An 18,924-nucleotide genomic window follows, 5' to 3' on the forward strand; every position below is an offset into this window, starting at 1 on the left:
CGACAACGAAAACGCATACGGGAGTCGCTCGTCCGCAACAGCAGCAGTCAGACCGTCGGGCACTGACGTCGATTACGAGCTTTCGTCGAACAACATCGACAGCACCGAGAGCACGTCGTCCTCGTCGTCGATGCGCTCGCGATCGATTCGGACGTCGCCGACCCAGCCCGGTTGGGTGAACACGAGGTGCTCCGCCGATAGTTCGTAGCCCTCGAAGTCGTCCCACGGGTGGACCGTCCCGCCCTGTCGCAGGCCAGCGTCGGTCAGCGCCTGCTCACTGCCCCGGGCCCGGAGCAACTGGACGACGCCCGGCAGGCCGATGACGAGGAAGGCAAGCGGGACCGACTCGCCGGTCGCGAGACCGACGCCGACGAGCGCACCCAGACCGACGAGCGCGACGCCGCCGACCCGGCGTTCGAGCCGGGCCCGGCGGTCGGTCTTCGTACTCGGGAGCGGGACGTAGATTTCACTGTCGGCGACGACGGTTTCGGTGTGCAGCGACTGGCTGGCGTTGACCATCCCGGCGAGACCGAGCGCTGTCAGCCCGGTGCTCGCGAGACCGAGATAGAGGGCGCGGGTGTCGATTCCCGGCCCGGCAAGGCCAAACTGGAGGGTCACACCCAGATAGAGGAGCACCAGCGCGAACGGGAGCTGTATCGCCCACCGCCGGTCCCGGAACCGTTCGACGGCGTCCTCAGCAACGAGCGCCCGCGCGGCGGCCGCGACAACTGCTCCGACCCCGGCCGCGGCGGCGCCGGCCACCGCCAGCGGCGAAAGGGTCGCCACCGAGACGTCGGCGAGAACGACCGGTAGAACACAGGCGCCGCCACCGAACGAGCCAGCCGAGAGGGCAAAGAGGTCAGTCCCGCGCATCGTATCGGCCGTCACAGGCGGGGCTCTAAGATGTACCGCTCCCGTCGCCCCCGTCAGCGACGAGGTGCACCCGCAGGTCGTTGACGTTCGTCCCCGTCGGACCAGTCTCCAAGACGGCTCCGCGAGCGTCGAGGAAGGGGCCGGAGTCGTGGTCGGCGAGTGCCTGCCGCGCCGTCTCAGTGTCCGTGACCGTCTCGTCGTCGACGAGCGCGCCCGCGGCGTCGGTCGCACCGTCGATGCCGTCGGTGTCGACGCTGGCAAAGACAGTCCGGCCGTCGTCCAGGTCGACGGCGACACCGAGTGCAAACTCCTGGTTCGGACCGCCGACACCGTCGCCGGGGCCGGTGACGGTCGTCTCACCCCCCGAGACCAGCGCGACCGGCGGCTCGACCGGATGTCCGCTGGCCCGACACTCCTCGGCGATTGCGGCGTGTGTTTTCGCCGCCTCGCGTGCCTCCCCGCGGATGCGCGAGGAGAGCACGACGGGAGCGTAGCCCTGCCGTTCTGCCTCGTCTGCGGCGGCCTCGACGGCGGTGAGACCGTCCGCGAGTACGTAGTTCGAGACGGTGTCGAAAAGCGGGTCGTCCGGCCCTGGCGTCTCCGGGAGGTCACCGCGGGCGCCGCGTTCGAGGCGGTCCCGGACGGCCGCGGGTGCGCGCACGTCGTAGCGGTCGAGGACGGCGAGGGCGTCGGCGTAGGTCGTCTCGTCGGGTGCCGTCGGGCCGCTCGCAATCGTCCCGAGGTCGTTGCCGACGACGTCGCTGAAGACGAGTCCGACGACCGTCGCCGGCGCTGCCGTGCGGGCGAGGCCGCCGCCCTTGAGCGCCGAGAGGTGTTTCCTGACGGCGTTTATCTCGCCGATGGCGGCACCGGAATCGAGGAGCGCGTCGGTCAGCGACTGGAGGTCGGCGAGTTCGATGCCCTCCGCGGGGGCAACCATCAGCGCGCTCCCACCGCCGGTGACGAGCGCGACGACGAGGTCCGACTCGCCTGCGTCGTCGAGGGACGCGAGCATCTGGCGGGTGTTCTCGACGCCGCGCTCGCTGGGGACGGGGTGGTCACCAGCCAATACCTGTATCGTGTCGGTCGGTGCGGGGTCGTCGGTGATGATAGCTCCCGAGTCGATGCGGTTACCGAGGACGCCCTCGAGTGCGCGTGCGGCCGTGCCGGCCGCGTTGCCGCCACCCGCGACCAGGACGTTGTCGTAGTCACCGAGGTCGAACTGCTCGCCGTGGACCGACAGGACTCCATCGGAGAGGGTGACGTGTTCGCGGACGACCTGCTCGGGATGGGCGGCCTCGATACCCGCCTGGAGACAGTCCAGCGCGTCGCCGTGCAGGCGCGAGCGCCGGTGCTGTGAGCGGTTCGTGAACATACCCCTCATTTTCGGCGTACTGCAAAGCGCCTTGTGGTCCGAGAGTGGGGAGAGCGGTGCATTCTTGCTCGCTGCCTCCCAAAATCGGGTATGTACGCCGTCGTCGGTTGCGGCGAGTGTTCTGCCCTCTGGATTGTCGAGGGGCGACCCGAAACGAGTCAGTGTCCCCGCTGTGGAACCACGAGACAGTACAAGAAACGCCGGGAGTTCGTCACCACCGAAGACGAGGACCACGCCCGCGAGGTCCGGTCCTCGATGCTGGCGACCCGGCAGGACATGGGCGATGCCTTCGCCGGCCTGGATTCCTTCGCGGAGATGGACAGCTACGTCGACGACGCCGGTATCGACGACGAGACGTACCTCCAGGCGTCCGGTATCGACACCGACGAAGTCGCCGCAGCAGCCGACCGGACAGAACGCGGGTCCGGCGGCAGTCAGAGCCGACGGGAGACAGTCACGGACGCGCTCCGGACCCTCGACAGCCCCGACGAGGCGGCGGTCGTCGCCTACGCGAGCGAGCGGGGCGTCCCCGCCGAGTACACCCGCAAGACCCTCCAGAAACTCGTCCGCGCGGGCGAGGCAACAGAGAGTGGCGGCCGGTATCGCCTGCTATGAACGTCCGCGAACTCGACCCGGCGCCGCTGGTCGTCGGTGCGTTCATGGCGCTTGCCGGCGTGCTCTTTCTGGCACAGCCCCTGGTCCAGCCAATCGTGGTCGGTGGCGTCGACGTGCCGATTGCGGCGGTTTCGTTCGTCGTGCTGGCGTTCGCACTCGACCTCGGTGCGGTCCTGTTCTACTGGCAGGGCGACTCGACGGCCGCGATGGTCCACGGCGTCGCCGGACTGGGCTGGACGCTGTTAGTCGTCGGGACGGCACTGGGCGGGGGTCTCCTCTGGCTGCTCGGACTCGCCGTCGTCGTCGGCGGGGCCGTCTTCCTGTTCGTGGAGATGAATCGTCGAGAGCCGTAATTACCGGCCGAGTTCTTCGTGGGCGCTCGCGAGATGCCGGGAGGTAAACGCCGCGACCAGCGAGAGTTCGCCGGCCAGCGCGCCGACGGCGATGAGTTCAGCGAGCGCGTCGGCGTTTGCGCCCGCGGGTTCGCCCCCGCCCGCGTGTCCGAGCACGTCGAGGGCCTCCGACTGGGTGGGGAGTTTCGTGCCGCCGCCGACGGTCCCGACCTCCAGCGAGGCAAAGGAGAGACTGGCATAGAGGTCACCCTCGCTGTCCCCGCGGTTCGCGGGTCGCGTCTGCTCCCCGCTCACGTCTGACGAGGACTCACTGCGTTCGTCCTCGCGCTCCCGGACTTCCATCGTCGTGATGGCGTTTGCGCCTTCCACGACCTGTGCCGGGTCCTGTCCAGTCGCGAGGAAGACGGCGGCGACGGTGTTTGCGGCGTGGGCGTTGAAGCCAAGCGAGGCGGCCTTGGCACTGCCAATCAAATTCTTCCGCGTGTTGCCTTCGACCATCGCCTCGGGCGTGGTCTTCAGCATCTCCTCGACGTACTCGCGGGGGAGTACCACGTCGGCCGTGACCGAGCGACCACGGCCCTCGATGGCGTTGATGGCGGCGGGTTTCTTGTCCGAACAGAGGTTCCCCGAGAGTGCGACCAGCGAGGCCGGGGTCTCTTCCTCGACGAGTTCGCTGGCCTCGCGGGTGGCGATGGTCGCCATGTTCATCCCCATCGCGTCTTTGGTGTCGTAGACGAAGCGGAGGAAGACGCTGTCTCCGACGACGTAGGGGTCGACGGCGGTCAGTTCGCCGTGGCTGGTCGTCGACTCGGCGGCCTCGCGGAGTGACTCTTCGTTGTCGCGGACCCACTCGACGACGCGTTCGGCCTCGGCGATGCCCTCGACCCGAAACACGGGCGCGCGGGTCATCCCCGAGTCGGTGACGCGGGCGGTGGCGCCCCCGGCGGCCCGAATCGCCGAGAGGCCGCGGTTGACGCTGGCGACGAGCGCGCCCTCGGTGGTCGCCATCGGGAGGTAGTACTCGCCGTCGGCCGCGCCGCCGTCGACGGGGACCGGGCCGGCGACACCCATCGGAATCTGGGCGCCGCCGACGAGATTCTCGACGTTTGCGTCCACGGCGTCGGCGTCGAAGGTGTAGTCGGCGACGGCATCGAGGTCGACGCCGGTCTCTGCTTCGACGAGGTGCCGCCGGGCGGCGGCCGCCGTCTCGGCGTCGGCGTGCTCGTCGAGTTCGTAGAGGCGAAGCTCACCAGCCAGCACACGGTCGGCGAGGTCGGCAGGGTCTGTCATGCACGAATCGTCGAGGGCCGGTCCCCTAAGCCCTGCCATTCTGCGAACCCGCTGTGGGGACCGTGTGCGACACTGACTGCCAAAATTTCAATGATAGGAGGTCGTATCGGCTCGTGTATATAATGTTCTTAAAATCTGCGAGGTGGGCGGACAGATGTCAGAATCGACTGTCACACGCTGTCAATATTTGCAGTCTCCGAGTTGCCAATACCGTACGTTGGGCTCGAAAAATCAACCGGTCGCGAGTATTGAATACAAAATCTTTTCAAAGATGTGTTCCGTAAGCTCAGGTCACCACCAGGTGGACAACCGTGCCAGAAATGGAAACAGCGCAGTTCGAAACGGACCTGAGCCTCTTCAAGTACGACAACCTCGAACAGCTCCCGCCGGCCTACCGGGACTTAGACGAGGACGAACGAACGGAGCGCATCGAGGCAGCACTGGCCGAACTCGGCGACGACGTGGTCATTCTCGGCCACAACTACCAGCGCCGGGAAATCGTCGAACACGCCGATTTCATCGGTGACTCCTACCAGCTCTCGAAGGAAGCGGCCAACGCCGACGCCGATTATGTCATCTTCGGCGGCGTCACTTTCATGGCCGAATCTGCGGACATCATCACCGACGACAGCCAGTCGGTCATCCTGCCGAGCATGGAAGCGTCCTGTCCGATGGCGGGGATGGCCGAGGCCCTCCAGGTCGACGCCGCGTGGGCCGAACTCACGGCGGCCACCGACGAGGACATCATCCCGATTACGTACATGAACAGCTACGCCGACCTGAAGGCGTTCTGTGCCGAACAGGGCGGGCTGGTCTGTACCTCCTCGAACGCCCACAAGGCCTTCGAGTACGCCTTCGAGAAGGGCGACAAGGTACTCTTCTTGCCGGACAAGCACCTCGGGGAGAACACTGCCCACCGGCTGGGCATGGCCGAGGAAATCGTCGAGTGGGACCCCTGGGACCCCGAGGGCGTCACCGCCGAGGAGGCGACCAGTAACGACATCATCCTCTGGGAGGGGTACTGCCAGGTTCACGAACGGTTCCGGACCGACCACATCGAACAGGTCCGCGACGAGCACCCCGATGCCAACGTCGTCGTCCACCCCGAGTGTCGCCGCGAAGTCGTCGAAGCGGCCGACGTGGTCGGCTCCACCTCGACGATTACCGAAACCGTCGCGGACGCCGACCCCGGCGAGACGTGGGCTATCGGCACGGAAATCCACCTCACCAACCACCTCTCGCGGTGGCACCCCGACGTGAACGTCCTGCCGCTCTGTGGCGACGCGTGTATGGACTGTAACGCGATGCGCCAGATCGACCCCAACTACCTGACGTGGGTGCTCGAAGAACTCGTCGAGGGTCGCGAGCGCAACGTCATCGAGGTCGCACCGGAGGAGAAGGAACTCGCACAGGTCGCACTCGACCGGATGCTGGAAATCTAACCATGGAGACACAGACTACAGACGTCCTCGTCGTCGGTGCGGGCATCGCCGGGCTCGCGGCCGCGCTCGAAGCCGACAGCGAGGGTGCCGACGTGACGCTCGTGACGAAAGCCGAACGCCCCGAAGAAGCCTCGACGTGGTGGGCACAGGGCGGCATCGCCGTCACCCGCGACGACCCAGAGCAGTTCGCCGCCGACATCCACGACGCCGCTGCGGGAACCGCCGACCCCGATGCGGTCGACACACTCGTCGACGAGGCGGACGACGCCGTCCGCGACATCCTCGTCGAGACACTCGGTATCGAGTTCGACACGAACGGCGACGGGTACGATTACGGCCAGGAAGCCGCCCACGACGAGCCGCGCATCCTCCACGTCGACGCGGCGACGGGCAGACACGTCCACGTCCCATTCTTGAACTACGTCGCCGACGAGACGGACGTGATGATTCACGAAGACACCGCCGCGCTCAAGCTGATTCGACACGAGGGACGAGTGTACGGTGCGATGCTCGAGCACGACGGCGAGTGGGCACCGACCTTCGCCGGGACCACGGTACTCGCGACCGGCGGCATCGGCGCGCTCTACCCGCGGTCGACCAACCCCGCCGACGCCACCGGCGACGGCATCGCGATGGCCGCACTCGCTGGCGCAGACGTTGCGGACATGGAGTACGTGCAGTTCCACCCGACCGCATACGACGGCGATGGTGAAGAGACGTTCCTCATCAGCGAGGCCGTCCGCGGCGAGGGTGCAATTCTCAGGAACGGCGACGGCGAGCGGTTCATGCCGGATTACCACGCCGACGCCGAACTCGCGCCGCGCGACGTGGTCGCTCGCGCTGTCAAAACGGAGCGAGAAGAGACGGGCGAGGTCGTACTGGACGTCTCCGACATCGACTTCGAGAGTGAGTTCCCGGACCTCGCCGAGAAGTGCGCCGCCAACGGTGTCGTACTTCCGGAGATTCCGGTCGCACCGGCCGAGCACTTCCTCTGTGGCGGCATCGACGTGGACGACCAGGGCCAGACGACCCTCGACCGGCTGTACGCCGTCGGGGAGTGTGCCCGAACGGGGGTCCACGGCGCGAACCGCCTCGCGAGTACGTCGCTGCTGGAGGGACTCGTCTGGGGTCGACGAGCGGGAGCGGCTGCGACGGGGTACGAACCACAGGAAATCGAGGCCCCGGAACTGCTCGACCGGGACCCGGCGCTCCCGGACAACTTCGCCCACGAGAAGTTCCACCGCCTCCGGCGCGTGATGGACGAACAGGTCGGCATCGAGCGCACGACCGACGGTCTCCAGCGCGCGCAGGCGGTGCTCCGCCGGCTGAAAGGCGAAGTCGACGCGTATGCGCGCACTCGGACCTCCCGGTCGCTGTACGAACTCCGTTCGGCGTCGGTCGTCTCCCTGCTCATTGCCCGGGCCGCTGCTGAGAACACAGAATCCGTGGGCTGTCACTACCTCGTCGAGGAAGGGGACGCCCCGGCGGCCGACGCCGACTGACGATGCTCACGGATTCCCAAATCGAGGCGTGGCTCCGCGAGGACGTGGGCCACCACGACGTGACCAATCAGGTGCCCGGCGAGACGACGGGGCGACTCGTCGCCAAAGAGTCGGGCGTCGCGGCCGGTCTCGACGCCGCCAGTTCTGTCTTCGACTATCTCGGTGTCGACTGCGAGATGACAGTCGAAGACGGCGAGTCGATTGCCACCGGCGAGACCGTTCTCACCGCCAGCGGCGCAGCTCGGGACGTACTCCGCGGTGAGCGCGTCGCGGTCAACGTCGCCGGACACGCGTCCGGCATCGCGACGAAGACCCGGAAAGCAGTAGCGAACGCCGACGAAGTCGCCGACGGCGTTCGTATCGCTGGGACCCGCAAGACGACGCCCGGGCTGCGCGGCATCGAGAAGCGCGCCGTCGTCGCCGGCGGCGGCGACACCCACCGGCTGGACCTCTCTCACATGGTGATGGTCAAGGACAACCACGTCACCGAGATGGGACTCTCGGGGGCTATCGAGCACTTCCGCGAGCGCGTCTCGTTCGCCACGAAAATCGAGGTCGAGGTCGAAACGCCCGCCGACGCGCCGCGGGCGGCCGAGGCCGGCGCGGACATCGTCCTCCTGGATAATATGACACCAGAAGCGGTCAGTGAGGCCGTCGACGCGCTCCCCGCGGGGACGCTCGCCGAAGCCAGCGGCGGCATCACCGTCGCGGACGTCCCGGACTACGCGACGACGGGCGTCGACATCATCTCGATGGGGAGTCTTACCCACTCCGCGCCGACGCTTGATTACTCGTTTCGGACGGGGTAGGGACGGGCAGACGCAGTACCGACTCGTTGTCAGGCGAAGTCCTCGAAGGTCGGGCGGTCGTGGTCGCCGGGGAATCCGTCGACGGGCGCGGTCGTCTGGTCGCCACTTTCCATGTCTTTGACCGTCACTTCGTCGTTTTCCAGGTCCTGTTCGCCGACGATGACGACCGTCTCGGCGTTGATTGAGTCGGCGTAATCGAGTTGGGCACCGAAGCTCCGTCCGGAGATGTCCGACTCGACGACGTGGCCCAGACCGCGCAGGTCCCGCGCGATGCGTGCGGCCACGTCACGAGTGTCGCCCACCTGCAGGACGTAGTAGTCAGTCGAGAGTTCTTCCGCTGGCCAGACGCCGGCGCGCTGACAGAGCAATCCCAGCGTCGCGTGCCCCGGCGCGAAACCGACCGCAGGCGTGGGCTGTCCGCCGAATCCTTCGATGAGGTCGTCGTAGCGGCCGCCGCCAAAGACCGACCGCGACACCTCGCCGGTGGAGTCGAAACACTCGAAGACGACGCCGGTGTAGTAGTCGAGGCCGCGCGCGGTCGTCAAGGAGAGCGTGCAGTTCTCCCGGACGCCAAAGTCCGTGGCGGCGTCGAGCACGTTCTTGAGGTTCTCGACGGCGGCCTCGACGCGGTCGGTCCCGGCGAAGGCGACGAGGTCCTCGAGTTCGTCCTCGGGTGTCTCGAGCAGGTCGTCGAACTCCACAGCCTGCGAGTCGGAGAGGCCCGCCGCCGAAAGCAGGCGGAAGTACTCGTCGTCGTCGACTTTCGCGCGCTTGTCGACGGCCCGAATCGCCGCGGTGGTGTCCACGTCGGCGTCGAACGACTCCAGGAGGCCACCGAGGATGTCGCGGTGAGAGACCTGGAAGTCGAAATCGTCGTCGGAGAGGCCAAGCGCAGAGAGTGCGTCGGCGGCGACGGCGAGAATCTCGGCGTCGGCCGCGGGGTCGGCAGAGCCGAAGATGTCGACGTTGGTCTGGTAGAACTCGCGAAAGCGGCCCTGCTGTGGTTCCTCGTAGCGCCAGAAGGGACGCGTCGAGACCCACTTGACGGGCTTGGAGAGTTCCTGCTGTTTTTCGACGAACATCCGCGCGACGCTCGGGGTGAGCTCGGGCGTCAGTGCCACCTCGCGGCCGCCCCGGTCCTCGAAGGCGTAGAGTTCTTCGACGATTTCCTCGCCGCTCTTGTCGACGTACATCTCGGTCGGTTCGAGCGCGGGCGTCCCGATTTCACGGAAGCCGTAGGCCGTGGCAGTGTCTTCGACGGTGTCGATGACCTGCCGTCGGGCCTGCATCTCCGCGGGGTAGAAGTCACGAAAGCCCTTGATGCGGTCGTACATGTCCCGGGGTTCGACCAGGGCGCGCTTGAAAGCTTCTATGGCGACTCTTCTGTGTCCGCTTCGGTCTGTATCTCCTCGATTCGGTCGTCCAGTTCCTCGCGTGCCTCCTCGTCGGTCGCACCCCAGTAGGCGATAAGCGCAAGCGACAGGAGAAAGACGACGGCCCACCCGAGAGTCTCGTAGCCGTCGGGAACGTACAGATTAAAGAGACCATCGACGACGCCTTCGAGCGAAAACACGATGACGACCGGGCCGATCACCTCGCGGGGCAGAAAGTGGTCGACGTACGCACGCAGTACCTTCCAGTCCATACCGGCACTCCGAGTGGGTCCCCCATAGAAACACCCGTTGTGGCCCGAACGCAGGTGTGTCACACCTCAACACACTCACATGCTAGATGAGGCCACCGGGCCAGTTCAAAGTATATAGGTGACATGTATAGGTGTCTGCAAATACAACGAACAGTTGCATGTCAGAGGCACAATCTGCATCGAAGACTCCCGACGTCACACCAGAACTGACCGCGTTTCAGCAGACGATTCTTACCGTTCTCGCGGAAGAGGCTCGCTACGGGCTCGCTATCAAGCGCGAACTCGAGACCTACTACGACACGGACGTCAATCACGGCCGACTCTACCCCAACCTCGACGACCTCGTCGCGGAGGGACTCGTAAAGAAGAGCGAACGTGACAAGCGAACCAACGAGTACACGCTCACCGACGAGGGCTACGAGGCACTGCTCGACGACATCGAGTGGACCGTCTCGAAGCTCAACACCAGCGACGAGCGCCGGGCTGACCTGGAAGAACTGCTCGCGCGCGCCGAGTAACGACCCGTTTTCGGACTCTCCCCTTCGACACTCCCGACCGCACAGCCCCGCTTGTCCCCGTCAGCACGGACCGGCGCAGCTACGTCTCTGTCTCGGTCTCGGAACCCTCGTCGTCCTCCGCCGGCAGTCGCTTGAACGCGTCTATAATCGCCTGTTTTGCCACCGCACCGCGGGTCGACCAGTGGTGGGCGTAATCGAGCATGTCGTCGTAAATATCGGGCTTGCAGCCGGCGGCTTTCGGGTGACCGCCACCGTTGACCTGCGCGGCGACCTCGTGACACCGCTCGAAGTTCTCGGTGCCGCGAATCGAGGCACTGCCGGCGGGTTTGACGATGACGGCGGCGTCCGAGCCCTGCTCGCGGAGCGCCTCGGCGACCTCGTTTTGCGAGCACCGGCCGTACGTGACACCGACGGTCCACTCGTCGACCTCGCGGAGTTCCGCACGCTCGACGGCTTTCTCTATCAGCGCCTCCTTCTCGACGCGCTTCTCGGCGAGGTACTCCTCGACTTCGGGCGGGAGGTCCGCGCCGTGGGCCAGCACCGTCTCGATGTACTCCTCGGGTTCGGCCCAGTAGGCGTAATCCGCGATATCGTCGGAGCGGGGGTCCTCACGAATCCAGAGGTCGTGGTCGCGGGTCACCGCTGCGAGGTCGGCGTACTGCTCTTCGAAGTCGTAGTCGAGTTCGGCGAGTGCAACGTCGGCGGTACAGACCTCGTCGCTGTCACCGACGGTGAGGTCGACGCCGGCGTCGCGGACCGTCGCCGCGAGCTCCGGGTTCCACTGGTGGTGGTCGTACCAGGTGACACTGTCGACGCGCTCGACCAGCGCACTCACGTCGGCGACGTCGTACTCGCTGTCGGGACAGAGGTCACAGACGAACACGTCGGCGGTGGGTTCTGCGTACTCGCTGGTCCACTCGATGGCCTCTTCGAGTTCGTGTGGCCCAGCGGGCAAGAGCGCCCCCTCGCCGCGAGCGACACGGACCAGCGCGGTACACGCGAGGCCGTCGGCGTCGGGGTCTGCGATGACAACCACGTTCGCGTCCGCGAGCGTCTCCGCTGCCTCGCGTTCGGCCTGTTCTTCCTCGATAGAGTCCGGGCGGAAAAACCCCGTCCCGGGGAGAACAGACTTCCGTCCGATAGAGAGCCGGTCGTCGTCGATGAGCCAGTCGTCCATACACCGTCGAACGGGCGAGCTACAAAGAAGGCCTCGGTCCCATCGTCTGGTCGGTGGTCTATCACTTCCGAGAGGTGCCGAGATGCGAAAAAGTGCCGGACAAAGAGCCGACCGGCCGTCTCAGTCCATCGCCGCGCCGAGGTCTTCCTCGATTTCGTCGTCGCTGAGCTGTCGAACCGTGAGAACGGGCGTCTTCGAGTGACGGACGATGCCCTCGGCGACGCTCCCGAGCAGGAACGCGTGGTCGCCGTGACGGCCGCGGGTGCCCATCGCGATGACGTCCGCGTCGTTGTCGTCGGCGTAGTCCGTGATTGTCTCTACTGGGTCACCCTCCTCGACAGCAGTGACCACGTTACAGTCAGGTACCTCCTCCGACGCGCGCGTTTCGACGGCTTCGACCGCCTCCCCGCCGGCGGTGGTAAGCGCGTTTTCGAGGTCGTCGCGGAGTTCGTCCGGCGAGGCAGCGACGTCACCGGCGTCGACGACGGAAAGGGCGTGGACAGTCGCCTCGAATCGGTCGGCAATATCGAGCGCCATCCGGACGGCGCGTTCGGCACTCTCTGACCCGTCCGTTGCGATGACGACCGTCTCGAACATACCTACCCGTACCACCGGCGGGTTAAAAAAGCCGCCCGGTTTCGCCACCGACCGGCGGCTTTTTGCCGGTGCCCCAACGATGTGACTGTGATGGGCGTCGAACTCGACCTCGTGCTCGCGCCGGTCGACACCAGCGACGAGAGCGAACGCGCTGTCGACTACGCGATCGCGGTCGCCGACCGCTACGGTGCGAATATGCATCTCCTACACGTCTTAGACGAGCGGGTCGCTCGCGGTATCGAGACCGGCGACGTGACCGCCGAGGCGGTAGCCGAGGAACACCGTGCGTTCACCGACCGGGTCCGCGAGCAGCTTGACGACAGTATCGGCCTCTCGAACAGCTCTGCGGCTGGCTTTTCCGCTCAGCGGCTCACCCAGACACCGGGCAGTGTCATCCTCGACGCCGCCGACGAACTCGACGCTGACTTTCTGGTGATTCCACGCGAAGTCGAGACCGACCAGCTCGATGCGACGCTTGGCAAAGCCGCACTCTACGTTCTCGAGTACGCGAGCCAGCCCGTTCTCTCGGTCTGATTACGTCTCGGCCAGCCGAATCGCCATTTCGAGTTCGAAACTGGCGCTGTCTGTCGTCTCGAAGCCGACCTTCTCGTAGAGTCTGACCGCGGGGTCGTTCCACCGTTCGACGGACAGCCAGACCCGCGTAATGCCCTCTTCCTGGCCCCACCCCAGGAGCGACCGGACGAGTTCGGTCCCGATAAGCGCACCCTGGTACTCGCGGAGGACGAAAATTGCGAGTTCGAAGGCACCCGTCGTGTCGGGAACCAACATCGCGTGGCCGACGGCGTCGCCGTCGTAGAACGCGACGACGTTCAGGCAGTCATCGTCGACGACGTTCTCGAGCCACTCTTCGATAGCGTCTTCGCGGACCGGCGGCACACCCTGTGCGCGGTCTTCGGGGTTGAAATCGGCATACATCTCACACAGGTCGTCGATAGCATCACTGTCGACCCGTTCGACGACGATGTCACGCCCCTCAGCGTCGGTGAACTCGCGGGGCGGTGTCGGGAAGTCGTCGACCGGCTCATCTGGGAATTCGGGAGTCATCTGACTAGAGTCACCGTCGTACTCGCGTTCAACAGAACGAACTCAGACACCGGGTCGAGTTGTATCTTTCCGAGTGGGCTGCGGTGGCCGCCGGCCAGCGCGATGCGGTCGAACTGCTCGTTTTCGGCCAGCGCCACGAGCGAACTCCCCGGGTCGCCCTCGAGTTGTCGGACCGGCGCCTCGAATCCGAGTTCGTCGAGTCGGTCTTGAACGTCCGCCTCTACGTCCGCCAGTGTGTCTCCGTCGGCGTCACTGTAGACAGCGACAGTGAGGTCGTCACCGGCCGCCCGGGCGCGCTGGACAGTCTCGTCCAGCGCCCGAAGCGAACGGTCCTCCTCGCCGACACCGAGCAGGATGTGCATACAGATGCGTCGAAGCCGACAGTCAAAAGCCTCCCGGAGCGGCGACACCCTTTTTCGGTATCGGCTCCCACCAACGCGCATGACAGACGACTCCGGGCCAGCAGACGACGCCGTCCAGCACGCCGCGGGTGGGGAAGGCGACGACACCGACGACCAGGAGACAGGCGACGCCAGCCCGGGCATCCCCGAGGACGTTCGCACCTACGACCGGTTTACGAAAATCGACGGGAGCACGTACGACCGTGCCAACGAATTCCTCCGCGAGCGGACCTACATCACCGCCCGCGAGTGGGCCATCGCCCGCCTCTGTGCCGACTTCCGGACCGAGACGGGCGTCGAGATGACAAAGATTGGCGAGCACCTGCCCGAACTCGTCCCCTTCATGACCGACACCTACTCCCCACAGGCGGTCAACCAGGCCCGCCACTCCTTCGAGGAGAAAGTCCGGACCGCGGGCGCGACATTCCTCTACGGGGCGATGTCCGACTTTTTCACCGCGGAGGAACTCGACGACGTGATGTATGAGGCCACCGAAGTCGCGAAGTTCCTGCTCGAAGTCGAGGGCGTCGACCTCTCGGTCGAGGAGGAACTCCAGGCCGAAGACGACGTCTCGGAAGTGATGCGGGAGGTCCGCGAGCACAGCGCCGCCCTTCGTCACGACGACGTGACCTGCCCGGAGTGTGGCCACCACATCGAGACCGAGTAGATGAACGTCCGGACCCGGGTGCTCACCGTCGATTTCTCGCTTGCGGCCGGCGCGACGAGCATCGGCGCGCTCGGGACTGGCAGGTCGGTCGCGTGGGCCATCGGTATCGGCGTCTTCGGCGCCACAATCGTCTGGTCGAGTCTCTACCTGACCGAGCAGACACCGGTTCTCACTGTCGTCGCCGAGCGGAGGCCGCTGTCCCATATCGGCGCGTTCGCGCTGTCGCTCGCTCTCGGGTTCGTGCTCGTCCTCGGGTGGACGGTCGTGGCCTCGCCAGCGGCCACGCTGTTGCTCGGGATGGGCCTTGGACTGGGGCTATATCGGACACGCTACGGTCTTCTCGGGCCGATTCCACGGCGCCGCATCGAGCAGGCCCGCGGGACAGACGCGTTCAGTATCGACCCGCCGTCCGGTCAGTCCTGACCGGTCGAGTCCGTCGGTGTTCCAGTGTCCTGGTGGAGCGACGGCCCGCGGACGTTCTGTCCGTGGGGATCGCCGAACGTCTCGGAGCCGTCAGCGTCGCGTTCGTAGACGATTTCGCCCCGGACGAGCGTCAGTTCGGGGAAGACCGCTTCCCACCCTTCGAAGGGAGTCCAGTCGCAGTTGGTGTGCAACGCGTCTGCCCGAATCGGTCTCGTGGTGGTCGTGTCGACGAGTACCAGGTCGGCGTCGTTGCCCTCCGCGACGAGTCCCTTGTCGGGGAGGTCGAAGACGGCCGCCGGATTCGCGGCGGTGAGGTCACGCACTCGTTCGTAGGTGAGGTTCCCCTTCCGAGCCTCCGCGAGGAGGAGCGGAAGCGCCGTCTCGACGCCGGGAACGCCGCTGGGTGCGTCCCAGATGCCGGCGTCTTTCTCGTCGCTGGTGTGGGGCGCGTGGTCGGTCGCTATCATGTCGACGGTGCCGTCGGCAACCTTCTCGTAGACCCGCTGGCGGCGCTTCTCTCGGCGAAGCGGCGGGTTCATCCGCCCGTGGGTACCCAGTTCGGAGAGGTCGTTCCGGGAGAGGAGCATGTGGTGGGGTGTCACCTCGCAGGTCATCCCCGCCTCGCTGGCGACGTCGATGCCGCCGGGCGTGCTCGTGTGCGCGATGTGGATTTGTGCCCCCTCGTCGGCAGCAATCTGGCAGGCGCGCCGGATCGCCTCGACTTCGGCCTGGGCGGTTCGGTAGGCGCTCCAGGCGTCGGCGTCGTCGCGCTGTCTCGCGCTCACGTTGAACTTCGTGGCGTCCTCGGCGTGGACCGTGACCGTCACGTCACGCGCTGTTGCCCGTTCGAGCGCGTCGGCAAAGAGGTCCGTCTCGATTCCCATCTCCCCTGTCGAGTCCGCGAGAAAGACCTCACCGAGTGCAAAGAGCGGCCGCGAGAAGAGCGTCTCGGCGTCCCAGTCGTCGGTGACGCCGCCATTGATGCCAAAGTCGACGAGCGACTCGTTTGCGAGTTCGACCTTCTTATCGAAGGCCGCGCCGGTGACCGTCGGCGGGTCGGTGTTGGGCTGGTCGACGACTGTCGTGACACCGCCCGCTGCAGCGCTTTGTGAGCCGGTCGTCCACGTCTCCTTGTGCGAGTAGCCCGGTTCCCGGAAGTGAACGTGGGTGTCTATCATCCCCGGCAGGAGTCGCTTGCCACTGGCATCGACGACCCGTTCGTCTTCTGCGGGGTCGAGGTCGTCTTCGACCGCAGTAATCGACTCGCCGCGAACCCGGACGTCCCGCTCTCGCCCGTCTGCGAGCGTCGCGTCCCTGATGAGCATACCCACTCTCGACGCTGGGGTGTCCTAAGTCTCCCGGACCACGTCCGTGGCCGACAGCCAGTTCACGGGTCGTCGGCAAACGCCGCGACGACGGCGTCGCCGACCCGCTGTGGGTCGCCGGGCCCGCCAGCCCGCTCGACGCTGTCGACGCTGTCGGGGTCAAAGGGGACACCCAGTGCGTCGTAGACGGGCGCGAGAACGCTGGCGATGGTCGCGTGGTCGCTGACGACGACGATACCGGCAGTGATGGCGACGTCCCGGCGCACACGCTGGGCGAGTCCCGCTATCTTGCCGGTCGCCTGCAGCGAGTGTGTGCCGGGACAGAACGAATCGGGGGGTTCGCCCTCGTCGGTGTCGACACCGACGCTGGCGAGCGCGCCGGCGAGACGGTCGGTCGCCGTCTCGTAGCGGGCCTGGATGGCAGTCCGGTCCGCAGCGGGGTCGGCGAAGACGACCGCGAGCGTCGACCCCGTGTAGGCGACGGCACGACCACCGACGTCGCGCTCGATGGCTGGAAAGTTGCGTTGCTCGGCGGCCCTGACGGCGGTGTCGTACCCGTCCACACGCACGTCGCGGCGTCCGAAGGCAACCTGCCGGTGCGGGGACCAGACACGCAAAGCAGGGGTCGAGGTCTCGACGGCCGTCCCGACTATCTCGGCGGTCCGTTTGCGGTCGTCAGCGATGGTGTCGGCCCGGCCGCGGAACACACGCATTGCTGGTCGTTGGGACGGCAGCGGCAAAACTGCCGTGGCGAGGTTGCGAGCAGGCGACGCGGACGACAGACCACGAGACGGTGCGTCGCACTACCGCGAGCCGTCCCGTGGCGCTGGTCAGGACACGAGCGGGGCTGGTCCCGTCTCCGGATATAAAGCTCGGGGCGAGAAATTGAAACACGCTCGCGCCAACCCGGTCGTGATGGCAGTCACGCTCGCCCGGGACACCCTCTTCCAGTACCGTCGGTTCTCGCTGTACAACTCACCCTTTGTCGCCCACGACCGCGGCTGTGCCATCGACCTGTACCCCGGCGACGAGAAGACTCGCGTCGAGACAGCACCCTCACCAGTCGCCGGCGAGGTTGTGGAGACGCGGGCCGTCGACGCACCGCCCCAGCCCTACGCCGCCGACGAGGATTATCTGATTCTCGTCGACACCGGCGAGTACGTCGCGCGCCTGTTGCACGTAAATCCCGAGGTCGAAGCCGGAGACAGAGTTTCCGTCGGCGACCCACTGGGGACACTGGTCCGGGCGGGGTTTTTCGCCCCGTGGGTGCCCAACCACATCCACCTTGGATTTCGAGCACGGGATGCTAACCACCATCGAGCGTCGGGGTCGCTTCCCGTCGACGTGGCGGTCGACCCCGAGCCAGTGCCGTGGGACGGCACCGGGACCGTCGCTGACACTGGTGAGACGTGGGCGTGGCTCGACGGGCCTGCGCATCCGGCCCCGGGCGAGCGCTTTGCCGGCATCGAGAGCGACGGCAGCGTCCTGGACGGTGGCTTCCCACACTACGACGGCGGCGGACTGCTCGGCGGGGGCGAGCGTGCAGCGATTGCCGGCCGGCGCGTCGGTACCGTCTCCGGTCGAGACGTGACGTGGCGCGACTGTACGGTACTGGCAAACGGCGAGCCGGTGACTGGGATAGCGCTGTTCTGTACGCGGGACCGTCTCGGCGTGAAACTGGTCGGCGAGGACATCTCGCTGGAGCCGGGCGAGGATGTGACCGTCACAGTAGACGTCTGAGCAGTCGAAGGCAGGCGGTTATAGCTCTTTCCGGAAGTGAACGAGCGTGTAGTCCTCACCGCGCGTGGAGGTGCCAACGCGCTCGTAGCCGTTTTTGGGATAGAAGGAGACGGCCGCAGACTGTCGCTGTGCGGTCTGTGCCCGGAGTACCTCGACGTCGCGCTCGCGGGCGGCGTCTTCGAGTGCGGCCAGCAGGTCGGCGCCGACGCCCTCACGCTGGCAGTCGAGGGCGACGCGCATCCGGAACAGTTCCCCTTCCGTGCCGTCGACGCGGAGTCCACCCATCCCGACCACGACACCGTCGCGCTCGGCGACCAGAAACTCCCCGCCAGTATCGAGGTACGCCCCCTGCACGTCCTCGATGTCGTCGGGGTGGGGAATATCGGCGGGGTCGGTCCCGGCCGTCCGCAGTACCTCGTCGTTGAGTCGGCGGACGATATCGGCATCCCGGGGCTGGTAGCGACGAATCGTCGTCACGCGAATCGAACGTCCTCGAGTGCGGTCAGTTCGCCAAACAGGAAGTCGGCGTGGTCCAGTGCGTACTCGCGGTGGTCGTCCTCGATAGCGCCGACGGCGTCCTCGACGAGGACCGGGCGGTAGTCACGCAGACCGGCACTGGACGCGGTGTGTAACACGCAGACGTTCGCCAGCGTCCCAGCGATGACGAGGTCGTCGATGCCGTGGGTTTCGAGATACCCCTCCAGTTGCGTCCGGTAGAAGGCGTCGTAGGTGTGTTTCACCACGACGAGGTCCTCGTCGGTCGGGTGGAGTTCGTCCACGAGTTCGGCCTCCCAGGAGCCCTCGACGACGTGTTCGCCCCAGCGCTCGAACTCGTCGTAGTAGTGGGCGTCCTCGAACTGGTCTGGCGGGTGGACGTCCCGGGTAAAGACGACGGGCGCGCCGGCCTCGCGTGCACGCTCGACGAGTGTCACACAGGGGTCGATCGCCGCCTCGCTGCCCGGCGCATAGAGGGCCCCATCGGGGTGGCAGAACCCGTTTTGCATGTCGACGACCACGAGTGCGGTGGAGTCTGGGTCGAACTGCATAGCTGTGAGTTGGGATGTGGTAACAAAATGGCTTTCCGAAGAGAACCGTGTCACGCCAGCG

23 protein-coding genes are annotated in these 18,924 nt (G+C 66.3%); 10 read left to right on the plus strand and 13 right to left on the minus strand.

The genetic code is table 11. From position 1 onward, the window contains the following. Window positions 1-72: 72 nt before the first annotated feature. Window positions 73-873: a hypothetical protein gene (locus QYL91_RS02975; protein ID WP_302081898.1), complete on the minus strand. Its 801-nt coding sequence runs from the start codon at window positions 871-873 to the stop codon at window positions 73-75. 25 nt (window positions 874-898) lie between these two features. Continuing rightward, complete coding sequence (locus tag QYL91_RS02980; RefSeq protein WP_302081899.1) at window positions 899-2,248, minus strand: glycerate kinase type-2 family protein; 1,350 nt, start codon at window positions 2,246-2,248, stop codon at window positions 899-901. A 90-nt stretch (window positions 2,249-2,338) separates the two neighbouring features. Between QYL91_RS02980 and QYL91_RS02985 the strand changes: the two genes are divergently transcribed. Both QYL91_RS02985 and QYL91_RS02990 read left to right on the plus strand, forming a co-directional pair. Further along, on the plus strand, window positions 2,339-2,863 hold the full coding sequence (locus QYL91_RS02985; protein WP_302081900.1) for a DUF5817 domain-containing protein: 525 nt from the start codon (window positions 2,339-2,341) through the stop codon (window positions 2,861-2,863). Next, window positions 2,860-3,216 (plus strand): hypothetical protein, encoded by a 357-nt coding sequence (locus QYL91_RS02990; protein WP_302081901.1) that lies wholly within the window; start codon window positions 2,860-2,862, stop codon window positions 3,214-3,216. The genes QYL91_RS02985 and QYL91_RS02990 overlap by 4 nt, the downstream gene beginning before the upstream one ends. On the opposite strand, the gene QYL91_RS02995 is transcribed toward QYL91_RS02990, so the two are convergent. Further along, window positions 3,217-4,506: a hydroxymethylglutaryl-CoA reductase gene (locus tag QYL91_RS02995; protein WP_302081902.1), complete on the minus strand. Its 1,290-nt coding sequence runs from the start codon at window positions 4,504-4,506 to the stop codon at window positions 3,217-3,219. 320 nt (window positions 4,507-4,826) lie between these two features. Here QYL91_RS02995 and nadA point away from each other — a divergent pair, with 320 nt between their 5' ends. Genes nadA through nadC form a run of 3 tightly spaced genes read left to right on the plus strand, consistent with a single transcriptional unit; the run spans window position 4,827 to window position 8,259 of the window. Next, window positions 4,827-5,948, plus strand: a complete 1,122-nt coding sequence (nadA, locus tag QYL91_RS03000; RefSeq protein WP_302081903.1) for a quinolinate synthase NadA — start codon at window positions 4,827-4,829, stop codon at window positions 5,946-5,948. A gap of 2 nt (window positions 5,949-5,950) precedes the next feature. Continuing rightward, the gene (locus QYL91_RS03005; protein ID WP_302081904.1) at window positions 5,951-7,450 is read left to right on the plus strand and encodes an L-aspartate oxidase; all 1,500 of its coding nucleotides are present in this window, start codon (window positions 5,951-5,953) and stop codon (window positions 7,448-7,450) included. A 2-nt stretch (window positions 7,451-7,452) separates the two neighbouring features. Further along, window positions 7,453-8,259 (plus strand): carboxylating nicotinate-nucleotide diphosphorylase, encoded by an 807-nt coding sequence (gene nadC / locus QYL91_RS03010; RefSeq protein ID WP_302081905.1) that lies wholly within the window; start codon window positions 7,453-7,455, stop codon window positions 8,257-8,259. Window positions 8,260-8,288: 29 nt separating this feature from the next. Here the strand turns inward: nadC and hisS are convergent, their stop codons facing one another. Continuing rightward, window positions 8,289-9,593 (minus strand): histidine--tRNA ligase, encoded by a 1,305-nt coding sequence (gene hisS, locus QYL91_RS03015; RefSeq protein WP_302081906.1) that lies wholly within the window; start codon window positions 9,591-9,593, stop codon window positions 8,289-8,291. Between the two features lie 35 nt (window positions 9,594-9,628). Next, window positions 9,629-9,904: a hypothetical protein gene (locus QYL91_RS03020; RefSeq protein ID WP_302081907.1), complete on the minus strand. Its 276-nt coding sequence runs from the start codon at window positions 9,902-9,904 to the stop codon at window positions 9,629-9,631. 158 nt (window positions 9,905-10,062) lie between these two features. On the opposite strand from QYL91_RS03020, the gene QYL91_RS03025 reads away from it, so the two are divergent. Next, a complete protein-coding gene (locus tag QYL91_RS03025; protein WP_302081908.1) occupies window positions 10,063-10,422 on the plus strand; it encodes a PadR family transcriptional regulator in 360 nt (119 codons plus the stop codon). A 79-nt stretch (window positions 10,423-10,501) separates the two neighbouring features. Here the strand turns inward: QYL91_RS03025 and QYL91_RS03030 are convergent, their stop codons facing one another. Both QYL91_RS03030 and QYL91_RS03035 read right to left on the minus strand, forming a co-directional pair. Then, window positions 10,502-11,599, minus strand: coding sequence for a DHH family phosphoesterase (locus QYL91_RS03030; RefSeq protein WP_302081909.1), 1,098 nt, complete (start codon window positions 11,597-11,599; stop codon window positions 10,502-10,504). 120 nt (window positions 11,600-11,719) lie between these two features. Then, on the minus strand, window positions 11,720-12,196 hold the full coding sequence (locus tag QYL91_RS03035; protein ID WP_302081910.1) for a universal stress protein: 477 nt from the start codon (window positions 12,194-12,196) through the stop codon (window positions 11,720-11,722). A 90-nt stretch (window positions 12,197-12,286) separates the two neighbouring features. Here QYL91_RS03035 and QYL91_RS03040 point away from each other — a divergent pair, with 90 nt between their 5' ends. Then, complete coding sequence (locus QYL91_RS03040) at window positions 12,287-12,730, plus strand: universal stress protein (protein ID WP_302081911.1); 444 nt, start codon at window positions 12,287-12,289, stop codon at window positions 12,728-12,730. Here the strand turns inward: QYL91_RS03040 and QYL91_RS03045 are convergent, their stop codons facing one another. Both QYL91_RS03045 and QYL91_RS03050 read right to left on the minus strand, forming a co-directional pair. Continuing rightward, on the minus strand, window positions 12,731-13,261 hold the full coding sequence (locus QYL91_RS03045; RefSeq protein WP_302081912.1) for a GNAT family N-acetyltransferase: 531 nt from the start codon (window positions 13,259-13,261) through the stop codon (window positions 12,731-12,733). After that, window positions 13,258-13,623 carry a universal stress protein gene (locus QYL91_RS03050; protein WP_302081913.1) on the minus strand — a complete coding sequence of 122 codons (366 nt, stop codon included), beginning with the start codon at window positions 13,621-13,623 and terminating at the stop codon, window positions 13,258-13,260. Before QYL91_RS03050 ends, QYL91_RS03045 begins: the two co-directional genes overlap by 4 nt. Here QYL91_RS03050 and QYL91_RS03055 point away from each other — a divergent pair. Then, window positions 13,529-14,329, plus strand: coding sequence for a DUF5806 family protein (locus QYL91_RS03055; RefSeq protein WP_417750571.1), 801 nt, complete (start codon window positions 13,529-13,531; stop codon window positions 14,327-14,329). The genes QYL91_RS03050 and QYL91_RS03055 overlap by 95 nt on opposite strands. Continuing rightward, window positions 14,330-14,752: a hypothetical protein gene (locus tag QYL91_RS03060; protein WP_302081915.1), complete on the plus strand. Its 423-nt coding sequence runs from the start codon at window positions 14,330-14,332 to the stop codon at window positions 14,750-14,752. Here the strand turns inward: QYL91_RS03060 and QYL91_RS03065 are convergent. Together QYL91_RS03065 and QYL91_RS03070 are read right to left on the minus strand one after the other, a co-directional pair. Beyond that, a complete protein-coding gene (locus QYL91_RS03065) occupies window positions 14,743-16,077 on the minus strand; it encodes a dihydroorotase (RefSeq protein WP_302081916.1) in 1,335 nt (444 codons plus the stop codon). The genes QYL91_RS03060 and QYL91_RS03065 overlap by 10 nt on opposite strands. Window positions 16,078-16,139: 62 nt before the next feature. Next, a complete protein-coding gene (locus QYL91_RS03070; RefSeq protein WP_302081917.1) occupies window positions 16,140-16,790 on the minus strand; it encodes a lipoyl protein ligase domain-containing protein in 651 nt (216 codons plus the stop codon). Window positions 16,791-16,992: 202 nt separating this feature from the next. On the opposite strand from QYL91_RS03070, the gene QYL91_RS03075 reads away from it, so the two are divergent. Continuing rightward, window positions 16,993-17,817: a DUF8155 domain-containing protein gene (locus QYL91_RS03075; protein WP_302081918.1), complete on the plus strand. Its 825-nt coding sequence runs from the start codon at window positions 16,993-16,995 to the stop codon at window positions 17,815-17,817. Between the two features lie 18 nt (window positions 17,818-17,835). On the opposite strand, the gene QYL91_RS03080 is transcribed toward QYL91_RS03075, so the two are convergent. After that, entirely contained in the window at window positions 17,836-18,294 is a 459-nt protein-coding gene (locus QYL91_RS03080; protein ID WP_302081919.1) for a GNAT family N-acetyltransferase, read from the minus strand. Next, complete coding sequence (locus QYL91_RS03085) at window positions 18,291-18,863, minus strand: cysteine hydrolase family protein (RefSeq protein WP_302081920.1); 573 nt, start codon at window positions 18,861-18,863, stop codon at window positions 18,291-18,293. Before QYL91_RS03085 ends, QYL91_RS03080 begins: the two co-directional genes overlap by 4 nt. Window positions 18,864-18,924: the final 61 nt, after the last annotated feature.

The organism is Salinibaculum rarum, assembly GCF_030505615.1.
Taxonomy (GTDB): Archaea; Halobacteriota; Halobacteria; order Halobacteriales; family Haloarculaceae; genus Salinibaculum; species Salinibaculum rarum.